Source organism: Absiella sp. AM09-50 (assembly GCF_003433845.1).
Classification (GTDB): Bacteria; Bacillota_I; Bacilli_A; order Erysipelotrichales; family Erysipelotrichaceae; genus Hoskinsella; species Hoskinsella hominis.
Map to the genome: position 1 here is coordinate 55,588 of NZ_QVFI01000021.1, position 14,351 is coordinate 69,938.

14 protein-coding genes are annotated in these 14,351 nt (G+C 35.5%); 11 read left to right on the forward strand and 3 right to left on the reverse strand.

All coding sequences use genetic code 11. From position 1 onward, the window contains the following. Positions 1-81 precede the first annotated feature (81 nt). The 8 genes from rnmV to DW114_RS15660 all read left to right on the forward strand — a co-directional run bounded on the left by rnmV (position 82) and on the right by DW114_RS15660 (position 7,263). Positions 82-630 (forward strand): ribonuclease M5, encoded by a 549-nt coding sequence (gene rnmV / locus DW114_RS15625; protein ID WP_117454675.1) that lies wholly within the window; start codon positions 82-84, stop codon positions 628-630. After that, positions 623-1,480 carry a 16S rRNA (adenine(1518)-N(6)/adenine(1519)-N(6))-dimethyltransferase RsmA gene (gene rsmA, locus DW114_RS15630; protein ID WP_117454676.1) on the forward strand — a complete coding sequence of 286 codons (858 nt, stop codon included), beginning with the start codon at positions 623-625 and terminating at the stop codon, positions 1,478-1,480. Before rnmV ends, rsmA begins: the two co-directional genes overlap by 8 nt. Next, positions 1,470-2,309: a 4-(cytidine 5'-diphospho)-2-C-methyl-D-erythritol kinase gene (gene ispE, locus DW114_RS15635; RefSeq protein ID WP_117454677.1), complete on the forward strand. Its 840-nt coding sequence runs from the start codon at positions 1,470-1,472 to the stop codon at positions 2,307-2,309. The genes rsmA and ispE overlap by 11 nt, the downstream gene beginning before the upstream one ends. 104 nt (positions 2,310-2,413) lie before the next feature. After that, on the forward strand, positions 2,414-3,103 hold the full coding sequence (locus DW114_RS15640; RefSeq protein WP_117454678.1) for a response regulator transcription factor: 690 nt from the start codon (positions 2,414-2,416) through the stop codon (positions 3,101-3,103). Next, positions 3,096-4,403 carry a sensor histidine kinase gene (locus DW114_RS15645; protein ID WP_117454679.1) on the forward strand — a complete coding sequence of 436 codons (1,308 nt, stop codon included), beginning with the start codon at positions 3,096-3,098 and terminating at the stop codon, positions 4,401-4,403. Before DW114_RS15640 ends, DW114_RS15645 begins: the two co-directional genes overlap by 8 nt. Before the next feature lie 152 nt (positions 4,404-4,555). Continuing rightward, positions 4,556-5,911 (forward strand): bifunctional UDP-N-acetylglucosamine diphosphorylase/glucosamine-1-phosphate N-acetyltransferase GlmU, encoded by a 1,356-nt coding sequence (glmU, locus tag DW114_RS15650; protein WP_117454680.1) that lies wholly within the window; start codon positions 4,556-4,558, stop codon positions 5,909-5,911. A gap of 25 nt (positions 5,912-5,936) precedes the next feature. Then, positions 5,937-6,890: a ribose-phosphate diphosphokinase gene (locus tag DW114_RS15655; protein ID WP_117454681.1), complete on the forward strand. Its 954-nt coding sequence runs from the start codon at positions 5,937-5,939 to the stop codon at positions 6,888-6,890. 19 nt (positions 6,891-6,909) lie between these two features. Next, the gene (locus tag DW114_RS15660; protein ID WP_117454682.1) at positions 6,910-7,263 is read left to right on the forward strand and encodes a DUF1622 domain-containing protein; all 354 of its coding nucleotides are present in this window, start codon (positions 6,910-6,912) and stop codon (positions 7,261-7,263) included. Positions 7,264-7,458: 195 nt separating this feature from the next. On the opposite strand, the gene DW114_RS15665 is transcribed toward DW114_RS15660, so the two are convergent. The 3 genes from DW114_RS15665 to DW114_RS15675 all read right to left on the reverse strand — a co-directional run bounded on the left by DW114_RS15665 (position 7,459) and on the right by DW114_RS15675 (position 10,751). After that, positions 7,459-8,256, reverse strand: a complete 798-nt coding sequence (locus DW114_RS15665; RefSeq protein WP_158552299.1) for a prepilin-type N-terminal cleavage/methylation domain-containing protein — start codon at positions 8,254-8,256, stop codon at positions 7,459-7,461. A 948-nt stretch (positions 8,257-9,204) separates the two neighbouring features. Then, complete coding sequence (locus DW114_RS15670; protein ID WP_117454684.1) at positions 9,205-9,969, reverse strand: 4Fe-4S binding protein; 765 nt, start codon at positions 9,967-9,969, stop codon at positions 9,205-9,207. Positions 9,970-9,986: 17 nt separating this feature from the next. After that, the gene (locus DW114_RS15675; protein WP_117454685.1) at positions 9,987-10,751 is read right to left on the reverse strand and encodes a hypothetical protein; all 765 of its coding nucleotides are present in this window, start codon (positions 10,749-10,751) and stop codon (positions 9,987-9,989) included. 80 nt (positions 10,752-10,831) lie between these two features. Here DW114_RS15675 and DW114_RS15680 point away from each other — a divergent pair, with 80 nt between their 5' ends. The 3 genes from DW114_RS15680 (at position 10,832) to DW114_RS15690 (ending at position 14,034) form a co-directional block, all read left to right on the forward strand. Continuing rightward, positions 10,832-11,587 (forward strand): polysaccharide deacetylase family protein, encoded by a 756-nt coding sequence (locus DW114_RS15680; protein WP_117454686.1) that lies wholly within the window; start codon positions 10,832-10,834, stop codon positions 11,585-11,587. An 82-nt stretch (positions 11,588-11,669) separates the two neighbouring features. Then, a complete protein-coding gene (gene mnmE, locus DW114_RS15685; RefSeq protein ID WP_117454687.1) occupies positions 11,670-13,001 on the forward strand; it encodes a tRNA uridine-5-carboxymethylaminomethyl(34) synthesis GTPase MnmE in 1,332 nt (443 codons plus the stop codon). A 259-nt stretch (positions 13,002-13,260) separates the two neighbouring features. Beyond that, on the forward strand, positions 13,261-14,034 hold the full coding sequence (locus DW114_RS15690) for a TatD family hydrolase (protein WP_117454688.1): 774 nt from the start codon (positions 13,261-13,263) through the stop codon (positions 14,032-14,034). The last annotated feature ends 317 nt before the right edge of the window (positions 14,035-14,351 follow it).

The following is a 14,351-nucleotide window of genomic DNA, read 5'->3' on the forward strand; positions in this document are numbered from 1 at the left end:
TTTTCTTTTCCAACATGTGCGAATAGTTCTTTCAATTTTTCCATAGATAAGCTAAAATAGGGGAGAGTGTGGTGTATAAATATGAAAATAAAAGAAATTATTGTATGTGAAGGAAAAAATGACACAAACGTATTACAGAGCTATCTAGAATGCGATACCATAGAAACCCATGGCACAAGCCTTGGAGAAGAAGTCTTTCGACAAATCGAACAGGCGCAAAAAACCCGTGGGGTAATTATCTTTACAGATCCAGATCATCCAGGGGAACAAATCAGAACGGCAATCAATCAACGTATCCCAGGCTGTAAAAATGCCTTTATTGATGTACATAAGGCAAAGACACCGAAAAAAGTAGGTGTGGAGCATGCGAATAAACAAGATATCCTGGAAGCATTAAATAATCTGATGACCTATGATGAAGGATTAAAAGAAACATTGTCCTATGAGGATTATATCGATTTAGGCTTTCAGGGAAGATGTGACAGTGGACAAAGACGTGAAGAAATCGCACGTCGTTTATATCTTGGAAAACCAAACGCAAAAACACTGTTTAAACGTTTGAATATGTTACAGCTGGATAAAGCACAGATTGAAAAAATGTTAGAAGAAAGCGAGAACAAACATGAATAAACCCATTGCGACACCTTCTAGAACAAAGGAAATATTGGCAAAACATGATATGTTCGCAAAGAAAAACTATGGACAAAACTTTTTAGTAGATGCAGGAGTCGTAGAAAAAATCGCCAGAGATGCGATGGTTTCTGATCACTGTGTTGCCATTGAAATCGGTCCTGGTATTGGTGCTTTGACACAATACTTATGTGAATATGCGAAAAAAGTCATTTCTTTTGAAATTGATGAGCGATTACCATCCGTTCTTGCGGATACTTTAAGTGAATATGATAACTTTACTCTAGTCATGGAAGACTTTTTGAATATTGATTTAAAATCCTATGTGGAACAATATACTGCACAGGGCTATGATGTAGTCATTGCAGCGAATCTGCCATACTATATCACAACACCAATCCTGTTTAAAATATTTGAATCCAATGCGCCTGTATCTGCGATCACCGTTATGATGCAGAAGGAAGTAGCGGATCGTTTCCATGCATCTGTGAATACAAAAGAATATAATGCATTAAGCATTGTGACACAATATCGCTGTCATGTGAAAAATGTCATGAAGGTGCCAAAGAATGTCTTTATGCCAAAGCCAAATGTAGACAGTGCCGTATTGCAGTTTACCTTCAAAGAAAAAGATGCATCTATCAATGAAGAAGCATTCTTTGAACTTGTAAAGGGCTGCTTCAAACAACGCAGGAAAACCATTTTGAATAACTTTGGCGAATATCTGGGTGATAAAACAAAGGCAAAAGAAGTATTGCAACATGCGGGTGTTGATGAAAAACGCCGGGCAGAAAGTTTAACAATTGATGAATTCAAACATTTATATGAGGTATGTATCCATGAAAATTGAAGCACATGCGAAAGTAAATCTTAGTTTAAATGTCGTAAGAAAAAGAGATGATGGCTATCATGAATTAGAAATGATTATGGTACCACTCACCCTTCATGATGATGTAACAGTGGAATTAAGTGAACAGGACAGTTACAGCTGTAATATAGAAGGCTTGGCGATTGATGAATCGAATACCGTTGTCAAGGCAGTAAAGTTAATGAAAGATACCTATGGCATCAAAGAACATTTTCATGTCCATATGGAAAAACATATTCCTATGCAGGCAGGCTTGGCTGGTGGTAGTGCAGATGGTGCTGCGGTAATGAAAGGCATCCATGCATTGCTTGATTTAAAGGTTCCTATAAGTGAATTAAGTATGTTGTCAAAACAAGTAGGAGCGGATGTGCCATTTTGTGTATATGATACCCCGGCTGTTGTGAAAGGGATTGGAGAAGATGTAACACCGATCAATTGTCAACTAGACTTTGAAATCCTGTTGGTAAAACCACAGGAGGGAGTACCGACTGGCAAAGCATTCTCTATGATTGATTTTCAAACCTGTGAACATCCAGACTATCGCAAAGTCCAACACGCTATGGAAACAGGAGATTATAAAGCCTTTTGTGAAAGCTTAGGCAATACCCTTGAACAACCGGCATTTCAAATCGTACCTTTAATCAAAGATATCAAACAAGAACTGTTAGGTATGGGATTTGATGGTGTCTTGATGTCAGGCAGTGGCAGTACCGTGTTTGCGATTAGTAAGAATCATGCTTTGATAGAAGAAGCATATCATAAATATGATAAAGAAGGATACTTTGTATATAAGACGAAGATCATTGGATAAGGCGATATTCTCGCCTTATTTTCTTAAGGATTCTTAAAAGTGAAGCAAAAATAAAACACAAAACAAAAACATGCGTTATAATGATGTTGAAATGAGGGATCACCATGAACTATAAGATATTAATTGTAGATGATAACCCAGAAATCCGCGAAGTCGTCAATGTGCTGTTAAGCAATGAAGGCTATATGATCGAAGAAGCCTGTGATGGTTTTGAGGCAATAAAAAAAGCCAATGACAAAGACCTGATTATATTGGATATCATGATGCCCAATATGGATGGCTTCGAGGTATGTCAAAAGATAAGAGAAACAAACAATGCGCCAATTCTATTTCTGACTGCCAAAAGTATGGAACAAGATAAGACGCAGGGTTTTTTATGCGGTGGAGATGACTACCTGCCAAAACCATTTAGTTATGGAGAACTGCTTGGCAGAGTAAAAGCACTTCTGCGCCGGTATACAGTCTATAAAGGCAAGGAAGTCAAGAAACAGGAAAACATATTGGAAATGTATAATCTGAAAGTAGAATTAGATAAAAACCAAGTATACCTGGATGATGAAAAAGTGATGTTGACAGATTTAGAATATCGCATTCTTGTCTTATTGATGAAACAGCCGAAAAAGACATTTTCCAATCAGGAGCTATACGAAAATGTATGGGATGAATCCTATTTATATACCGCAAACAATACCATTATGGTCCATATTAGAAATTTAAGAAAAAAGCTGAAAATAAACCCACAAAGTCCTTTATATATCAAAACAGTATGGGGAAAGGGGTACCGTTTTGAGTAAACATATGATGAAACTGAGTTATAAGTTTCTAATGGTTGTTGTGTTGTCCTTTTTAGGATCTGTGCTGTTGTTTTACATCCTGTTTGCGAATCGCTATCGGGCCATGGATTTTTATATCGCAAATTATACGGATTTAAAAAGTCCAGCCGAACAAATAGATGATATGCAGAAGAAAATCACGGAAACCAGAATATCGCGAAAAGATAAAAAAGCAATTTTAGAGCTGATGAAACAATATCCATCGTTATCTATGCAGTTATATAGTAATGATCGAGAATATATCGCAGATCATATCCTAAGTGATGAAGGAATTTCTATCAATACACGTTCTGTCTGGGTGGAATTATACTATCCAGAGGAGAAAGATTTTCAATTAAAGTTTTATGATGGAGATTGTTACCTGATTGTGCAGTCCTATCAGGGTATGACCTTTATTATGATATATCTATTCGTATCCTCTACCATAGCTTTGGGATTGTTCTTTAGTATTACAATACATTTTGTACGTAAAAAAATGAAGTACGTACTACGGTTGGAAAATGAAATGAAGCTGATTGAAAGTGGTGATCTTCAACATCAGATAGAATGCGTTGGCAATGATGAAATAGGCTCCCTTGCTACACAGCTCGATCATTTAAGGGTTGCGTTAAAAGAAAATATGGAGAAAGAAAGTGAAGCACGAAAGGCAAATGAAGAGTTGATTACTACCATGAGCCATGACTTGCGTACACCTTTGACCTCCCTTATGGGATATCTTGATATTCTGGAAATGAAAATCTATAAAAATGAAGCAGATCATGATGCCTATATTGAAAAGTGTAAACAAAAAGCGGAACAAATCAAAACCATGTCTGATCGATTATTTACACATTTCTTTGTCTATGCACAAGATGATGATATATTATTAGTAGATATCCCCACCCAGCAAATCAAAGAAACCTTGTCTAATTGTTGTTTGGAATTAATGAGTTCTGATTTTCAGGTAGAAGAAACATATTGTGAGGAGGATGGTATTCTTCAGGGAGATATGGGATTAATCGATCGTATCTTTGATAATATCTTTTCTAATGTGATAAAATATGCCCAGAAAGAGCAAGTAAAGGTAGCATTGTTTATCGAAGAAAATAAACTTCACATTCAAGTAAAAAATCAAAAGAAAATGAATCAGTTTAAAGAAGAAAGTACCTGTATTGGCACAAAGAGTATGGATAAAATGATACGGCAAATGAATGGAAAAATCATTATAAATGATGAAGAGTCCACTTATTGTGTAGAGTGTATGATTCCATTAAAAAAATAGAAGAAAAGCAATAAGTCCATTGTGATTAAGGAAAATCCTGAAAAAAATAGTAAAAATTTTGCAGGTATCGACAGAAATCGCTAATAAATAGGCATATTGCCTTTTTTTTATGGACGATTTTTGATAGAATAGTAATGATGGAGGCGTGTGAAATGAAATCAGCAATCGTATTAGCTGCCGGCAAAGGCACAAGAATGAAATCTGACTTATGCAAGGTGATGCATCCAGTAAGTAACAAGCCAATGATTGGTCATATTATTACAAGTCTGAAAAAAGCAGGCGTTGAAAATATCGTCGTTGTTGTTGGCCATGGGGCTGAAAGTGTAAAAGAATATTTAAAAGATGATGTACAATATGCATTACAGGAACCACAACTTGGGACTGGACATGCAGTTATGCAGGCAAATGCATTAGAGGGAAATGATGGGGATACCATCGTATTATGTGGTGATGGACCATTGATTCAGCCAGAAACAATTCAGGCTGCATTTGAAGCAAACAAAGATCACACATGTACTGTTTTAACAGCAGTATTACCAGATGGAGAACGTTATGGTAGAATCGTGCGTAATCCTAATGGACAGGTAGAAAAAATCGTAGAAGCAAAAGACTGTACTGCAGAAGAACTGGAAATTAAAGAAATCAATACCGGTTTATTCTGTTTCAAAAACAAAGATTTATTTGAAGGCTTAAAGAAAATTAAAAACGAAAATGCTCAGAATGAATATTATCTAACAGATTTGGTTGAGATATTTCATAACGAGGGAAAAAGTGTTAATGCTATGATTGTGGAGGATCCAGATGAAACCATGGGTGTCAACGATCGTTTAGATTTAGCAAAAGCACAAAAATGGATGAAATTACATGTAAATCAAAAACACATGTTAAATGGAGTAACCATTATTGATCCAGAAAACACTTATATTGATGTCGATGTAGAAATCGGACAAGATACTGTGATTTATCCGAATGTATTCATTGAAGGAGATACAAAGATTGGTAAAAACGTTACCATTCTGCCAAATTCTTTCCTTCGCAATGCAACAATCGCAGATGATGTAGTTATTGATTCTAGCAAGATTGTTGAAAGCAAGGTTGGAAAAGGAACAACTGTTGGGCCTATGTCCCATTTAAGAAACAATACGGAAATCTGTGAAAACTGCCGTATTGGAAACTTTGTGGAATTTAAGAATTCCCACTTTGGAAACGGAAGTAAATGCGCGCATTTAACATATATTGGGGACAGTGACTTTGGAGAAAAGATCAATGTCGGCTGTGGTGTGGTTACTGTTAACTACGATGGTAAAAACAAATATCGTACAACAGTAAAAGATGGTGCATTTATTGGAAGTAACTGTAACCTGATTGCCCCTGTGACAATTGGAGAAAACGTGTTACTGGCAGCGGGATCTACAATCACTGATTCAGTAGATGATGGTGATATGGGTATCGCTAGAGCTAGACAGTCCATTAAAAAAGGATATGGAACGAAGTACAAAAACAAATAGGAAAGGAACAGGTAGAGTTAGTACAATGGAAAAGAAAACAGTAGTTTTTGCGTTAACATCAAGTGTAGGATTAGCAAATGAAATCGTAAGTCAGTTAGGTATTCCTTTAGGACAATGCGATGTAAAACATTTCTCTGATGGAGAAATCATGGTAGAATTAGGAGAATCTGTACGTGGTAAAAACGTATATATCGTACAGTCTACATGTGCACCAGTAAGCAGCAACATTATGGAAGTATTGATTGCGATTGATGCATGTAAACGTGCTAGTGCAGCACATATCTCTGTTGTCATGCCATACTTTGGATATGCAAGACAGGATAGAAAAGCAAAAGCAAGACAGCCAATCACTTCAAAACTGATTGCTGACCTGTTAGAAACAGCAGGAGCTAACCGTGTAATTACAATGGAACTGCACGCAACTCAGATTCAGGGATTCTTCGATATTCCTGCAGATGATATCAGTGCAATTCCTATCATTGGAAAATATTTCAAAGATTTAAATCTTAAGGATGTTGTTGTTGTATCACCAGACCACGGTGGAACAACACGTGCAAGAAAACTTGCTGAAATTCTACATGCACCTCTGGCTATTATCGACAAACGTCGTCCAAAACCAAATGTAGCAGAAGCAATGAACATCATTGGGGATGTTGATGGCAAAGTAGCGATCATGGTTGACGATATCGTTGATACTGCAGGAACACTTACAGCTGGTATCAAGATGCTGTATGACAAAGGCGCAACTGCTGTATACGCTAGCTGCGTACACGGTGTATTATCAGGTCCTGCAATCGAACGTTTGAAAGCAGCGAAACTGGCTGGATTCATCTGTACAAACACAATTGAAAACAATGAAAAAGCTGCACAATACCCTGAAATGAAGGTATTATCTGTTGGTCCAGTACTTGGTGAAGTCATCAAGGCAATGGAAGAAAACAGAGCAGTAAGTGACATTGTTGCTCGCTACGCTGAATAAGAAATAGAAAGGACAATATATGCTGGAACATTACATAGAACTATTTTTGCCCGAAATCGTATCCATTTTGGAAATCATGGGTATTATTGTCATTAGTGTTGGCTGTTTAAAAGCCTTTTATCACTATATGAAAGCATATCTGACAAATAAAAATTACCCTTTACGAATTGAATTAGCAAATGCTCTGGCATTAGGTCTGGAATTTAAAATGGGAGCGGAGATTTTAAAAACCGTTCTTGTGAGAAGTATGAATGAAATATTCATACTTGGCGCAATTATCCTGTTACGTGCGTTGTTATCACTGATGATTCATTTTGAAATCAAAGCAGAGAACTCACATGCCTCAGGAGAGCATAGTGCAAATGATTATTAATGAAAGATAAGGCGACATGCAGTGCATGATCGCTTTTCTTTTTTAGATTACAGTTATGTATAACTATCGTTCGCGTTTGCGTTCGCGACCGCGTTCACGAACGCTGCGAACGACATGTTTTATTAAAATTTATCGTAAAAATATCCTGCTTGATGTATAAACAGGATATTTTTTATTTTTTTTCATTTTATAAGATTAATTTGAAACATCTTGCCAATCATTTGTTCTTGATATATCAATAAATGCTAGATTGCCATCTTTAATAGCAACTTTTCCAGTACCTGTTTGTTTAATGTAATTATTAGAATCAAATCCATTATTTCCAAAATTATATCGTGTAACCTGGATAGACTGCCCATTCATTTCTTTAGTTATTCTTTGAGAAATTGTAATGGATCGAAGATTATTAGCATTATATATACGAAAACTAATATCAGAGGTATCATATCCAAGGCTATTTAGCATTTCTTTGATTGGTTGTCCATAATTACTACCTTCAGAATCAATACTATTAGCATTAGCATGATCTATGAAATAGGAAGATATTATCTCGTTTATCTTTGTATTCGTTAACATGGTATTTATGATACGATCATAAGCAACTTTGGCATTTTCTAATTTATCTTTTACTTCAAATGACTGCTTTTCATCATCATAATAGATATAGCGATTATTAATATGAAGGATAAAATCACCGCTACTGTCCTTTTTCTTATTAAGTTCTAGGGAAATCAGTTCACCATCTACTTGTGATTCTTCCATAATTTCATCAATATATTTATCAAAAGACGATAATTCATTATTTGCACAAAGCTGAGTTCCCTTTGTCTTAGCCGCAAGCAAAACACTGCGTGCTTCTGTTAAAAGCTGTGCATCCTTTGCTTTGGATACATATCCCATGATGGAAGGGATCGTAATCGCAAGCAGGATGCCAATAATCAATAAAACAACGATGATCTCAATCAAAGTGAATCCTTGTTCCTTCTTTTTCATAAGCATCAGCTCCTACTTCTAATGTAACATAAATGTGATAATGTATGTAGCCTTTTGAGTGAAGAAATTCTTAAAAAACCTGATGTTATTGTGATGTGATGACATTTGTACACAAATGATAAACAAAATGAAAAATAATGTAACCAAAATGTAAATTGTGATAAAAGTATATTGACTTTTCACTTCTTTTCATATATCATATACTACACATGGGGAATAAAAACCGTAGAGATGGAAAAAGTGTGATACAAGCGCGCAAAGAGAGTAGGGAATGGTGAGAACCTATCGTAAGCAGTATGGCACATGGGCCATTAAGGGAGAATAGAAATGGCAGTAGCCAGAGTATAGGACACGTTTGTTCACGTTACGAACATTGAGTGGATTTCTTTTTAGAAATCAAGTCAGGTGGCACCGCAGGCAGTATAAGCTTGTCCTTGATCTGTTTTCAGACAGGACAAGTTTTTTTGTCACTAAGCCAACCAATATGGGAGCCTGGAGTTCAGCATGATCCTTGCTCCCATACGATCTATCAGAATTCATCCTAACACGATTAAACTCTGAGATGCCCATATTACTTTGATTGTGAACACATTCCTGATAGTCGCACAGCAATCATTTCAGTAATACTCAGATTAAGATATAGTGAAATACCCCTTCTATCACGAATTCTGATAATCTACTACCATCCACATGCTGAACCACATAAGGCTTATCCGATGTACTGACGTTTTAATAAGCAGATTGGCGCTTTATCCGATTCTTCCTCAAAATAAGATATATGCCAAGATATCCCCTGCTTCTATACAAAAATATCATTCAACCTCGACTTTACATGTATAGGAAAACGTAGTACATCTGGAAATGCCCATAGCCTATGGGTAAACGATGGTATATGTAAAAAATAAAGCAATGTTTCTCTTATTGAGCAGCATTGCTTTTTTCGTATGATTAGTATAATTCAATCTCTTTTCTTGTTTCACAAGCTTTTTTCAACTTTAAGACAGCACCCTTTAAGATTATAGGATTTAAGGCTCTGGCGTGTGTTGGACAAATGGTAATACAGCGCATACAGCTAATACATTTATTTTTATCTGTTGTGGAAGGGCTCATTGGATCAATGGCTTCTACCGGACATTCAATAGCACATTTTCCACATGCGATACAAGAACTGTTTGCTTTTGGTACCATAGGAATTGCGTGAAATTCTTTATATGGATGATTGCCGGGTACTTGTACCTGTAATGCTTTTTTCTGTTGTAAAGATGATTGCAGGTTTGCTAGATAGGCATCCATCTTTTTGAAATCTTCTGCATCAGGTCGATTAGCGCCAAACTGATGCATAATAGAATGTTCACAGACCACTGCCATAGCACCAACTGTGATAAATCCTTGCTGCTCTACAAAATCTTTTAATTCAATCAAAGTATCCTCCTGTGCCCGGTTTCCGAAGGTCACAACCAATAAACAAGGTGTTTGATTGCCATTAAGCTCTTTAAACTTTTCTAACGCAACCGCAGGTACCCTGCCACCAAAGGAAGGAACTGCAAAGATTGCTAAATCATCACTTGATAATGATACATTAGAATAACTCCCGTGAGCTGTTAGATTGTGCATGACACCAGGATATTCTATCTTTTCGATAATGTGCTGGCATACCTGCATGGTGTGATTGGCAGGACTAAAACAAAAAACATGTGCTTCTTTTAATTCCATAAGACTTCTCCTCTTTCCTAGTTCTGAAAAATCGATTGTATAAACTTTTCAGGTCCTTTTTTATATAATACTTGAACACCTTTCTGCCCATATTCCCGATAAATATCATCAAAATAAAACATTCCGGCAGCCGTTGGAAACTGATTCCATAAATCACCAGATGTGGCAGCTATTAATATCTTATGCTGCATCGCTTTATTTTCAACATCACATGCGCCAGCAAGAGAACCAAATGCTTTTTCTTTATAAGATTCATATTTTTCTGTATAAAAACGATAATCTTTAACATGTTCATTCCAAGCCAGAAAATTAGATAAGCCATGACAGAATGTAAAATAATCCAAAATATCCAAATAACGACCACTTTCTAAAGGGTAATCATGATGGATACACAATTTACTGATTTCTTTTGTCAGATAATTTTGCATAATATATACCATTTGTGAAACGATTGGTGTATAATCTGCGATATGAATTAAGTCCATTAAGATATAGACTTCATTTTCTGTTTTACAAACACGATTGCCATTTGTACCAACGACTGGCAAAAGGATAAGCTGATCAAGCAAAGGATGATTTTCTTTAAAAAGTACCTTCCATAATTCATGATTAAATACAGGGAATTCTTCTACAATTGTTTCTAATTGAGATAACAGCTCCATAACCACATCTTTCCTTTTTTTATCTGGCGTTTTATAATTATTTAATAAAGGAAATGCTTTACAGTTTTCAATATCATGATCATTTAAAAACGCTTGTATAATTTCATTATTCATTTTCATAATGTCACCCCTTTATATTATTGTAACACGTTTTCGTTTAAGAATAAAACATATGTGCATACTAAGAACAGGTGATAAGGATGAATAAAAAAACATTTCAAAAAGTATTGATCGCATGTGTGGGTTTTCTTATCTTTGTGACGTTTATGGCTGTGATATTTCACCATTTTGCGGATACGAAGGATGAACCAGTTAGCGCAAAACCTAATAAAGTAGTTTATCTGACATTTGATGATGGACCAAGTAAAAACACAAAAGCAGTATTAAGAATATTAAAACATTATGATGTCCATGCGACATTCTTTGTGACAGGTCAATTTCCAGAATATGAGTCTTTGATTAAAGATGAATTTAAACAAGGCAATGCGATTGGTGTACATACCTATTGTCATGATTATGCGACTATTTACGCAAGTAGTGAAGCATATTTTAAGGATATTGATAAAGCCAATGAAATGATTAAACGGCAAACGGGGATGACTTCTCCACTACTTCGTTTTCCAGGTGGCACAAGTAATACAGTATCAAGGAAATATTGCGATGGTATCATGTCAACTTTATCAAAAGAAGCGATTGAAAAGGGTTATCAATACTATGATTGGAATGCAGAAAATGGTGATGGAAATTCATCTCTGGATAAGGATACATTGATTCATACGGCATTAAAAGAAGTAGAAGGAAAAGACAGTGTTATGATGTTGATGCATGATGGCGGTGGAAATGAGGCAACTGTAAAGGCACTACCAGCGATTATTAAGAATTTAAAGAAACAAGGATATGAATTTAAAGTGATTGATGCGACAACTCCGGTATTTCATCACCACATCGCAAATTAATAATCATGAGTGTTTAGGCTATTGATATAGCCTTTTTTATTATGAATGTGGTACAATAACACTTGATAACGAGGTGAAGCATATGTTACAGGATACCATAGCAGCAATATCTACAGCGGCAGTCGATGGGGCTATTTCCATTATTCGTATGAGTGGGGATGATGCCATCAGAATCGCAAATATCTTATGTAGTATTGATTTAACAAAGAAAGAAAGTCATACAATATCGTATGCATTTATCATAGATCCTTTCACAAAGGAAGCAGTTGATGAAGTATTAGTTTCTGTATTCAAAGCGCCAAAGACGTATACAATGGAGGATATTGTAGAGATCAATTGTCATGGCGGTCGTTTTATCACAAAGAAAATTTTACAGTTATGTTTGATGCAGGGGGCCCGCCTTGCTGAACCAGGGGAATTTACAAGACGTGCCTTCCTGCATGGCAGAATTGATTTAACCCAGGCAGAAGCCGTGAATGATATGATACAAGCCACAACCAATGAAAACAGCAGACTTGCAATACGTGGAATCAAAGGCAGTGTCAAGAAACTGTTGGATCCATTAATTGAAAACATCTTAGATATTATTGCGAATATTGAGGTAAATATTGATTATCCTGAATATGATGATGTAGAGCAGTTAACCAATGAAGTTGTTTTACCAAAAGCAGCCGCATGGATGGGAAAAATTGATGAGATACTTGATCGTGCACAAAGTGGGCAGATCATGAAGGAAGGTATCAAAACAGCAATTGTTGGAAAACCTAATGTTGGGAAAAGCAGTCTGTTAAACGCTTTATTGGAAGAAGATAAGGCGATTGTGACAGATGTCGCAGGGACTACCCGGGATATTGTGGAAGGTCATATTCATCTAGAAGGACTTACCTTGAATTTGATTGATACAGCAGGTATAAGGGAAACCGAGGATGTTGTGGAGAAGATTGGTATCAAGCGAAGTATTCAGGCAATTGAACAGGCACAACTGGTGATTCTTGTATTGGATGCATCAAGAGGATTGGATGAACAGGATCAAGAACTTTTATCAATGACAAAAGATAAAACCAGAATTATCGTTTATAATAAGACAGATTTAAAACAAGTAGAAAATCATTTAGCAATCAGCGCAGAGAAAAAAGATATAGAACCGCTTGTGAAAGAAATTCATCGTTTATTTGATAAACATCAGATTGCGATGGAAGTACCAACACTTGCCAATGAGCGCCAGATATCCTTAATGTTACGTGCAAAACAAAGTATGGCACAGGCAATAGAAGCATTAAATGCAGGTATGGAATTGGATATGGTGGAAATTGATATACAGGATGCATATACGTCTTTAAAAGAGATATTAGGAGAAGTGCATCGAGAAGATTTATTAGATACGTTATTCTCAAACTTTTGTTTGGGTAAATAGTTATTTTAGATATCAATATTGATACTTCTAATCAAGAGTATTATGGTTTCGCTAAGAGAATATCGAAAGATATAAGAATGGGAATGGTGGTGAGGCTCCATTCCTTTTTTATACATTAACTTCATGTACAAAGTAGTGATAGAATAACTGTTATTTAAACATTTCTAAAATGTTGGTATTCAAATTGATGTTGTATCCTTGCAATGGTATAATGAAGGCGAAAAGATACATTCTAAATAAAAGAAAGAAGGGATATCCTATGAATTATTCATTAATAGATACACATTGTCATATTACCTGTGATGAATTATATAGTCATATTTATGAAGTTTTAATGAATGCAAAATATCATCATGTGGAACGAATGTTGATTGTCTGCATTGATTGGAAAAGTTTTGAACGAGCAAAAGAATTAAAACAAAGAGAAGATATTTTTGATATCGCAATGGGGTTTCATCCAAGTGACTTATATGATTTTACTGAACATGATTATGAACGTTTGGAACAGGTGCTCGCAAATGATGAAGTTGTGGCATTAGGTGAAATTGGATTAGATTATCATTGGGATACAGTGAAAAAAGAAGATCAAAAGAAAGGTTTTATTCGCCAAATTGAACTCGCTAATAAATATAAAAAGCCAATTCTTATACATATGCGTGATGCGACACAAGATACACTTGAAATTTTACAGGAGTATGCGAAAACACCATTTTTAATGCATTGTTTTAGTGGTAGTAAAGAAACTGCAAAAATCATTATGCGTATGGGCGGCTATATTTCTTTCGCAGGACCGATTACTTTCAAAAATGCCAATGGTTTATTAGAGGTTCCTGCAGTATGCGATGTACACAAAATATTTGTGGAAACAGATTGTCCATATTTAACACCACATCCACACCGTGGGAAACAGAATGAACCAATGTATGTACAATATACTTTTGAAAAGGTTTGTGAATTGTTGGGTATGGATGAAAAAGATTTAAGTGAACAGATGAAACGAAATTATCAGGAGTTGTTTCATTCAAAGAGATAAGGTTAAAAAAAACAGATGATTTTTATAGATCATCTGTTTTTTGAATGAATAGATTTACTTGCAAGAAGTAAACAAGAAGCCAAGATTTTCTGCTATGGCGATACAGTTTTTATAAATGAATGCTTTTAGACGTGCAAATGCTACTTTGATTTTCATATCAAGCACCTCTTTTATGGCTGAAATATCATGCCTGTTATCTTCACTTATATCGTAACATAAGAAGTAGTTTAAAGCTATAGATACATAAAAAAAGTTACAGAGTATATTGATCAGCTTGTGTCAAGTAGACACACAAAATAATTAAAACATTTTTGTCC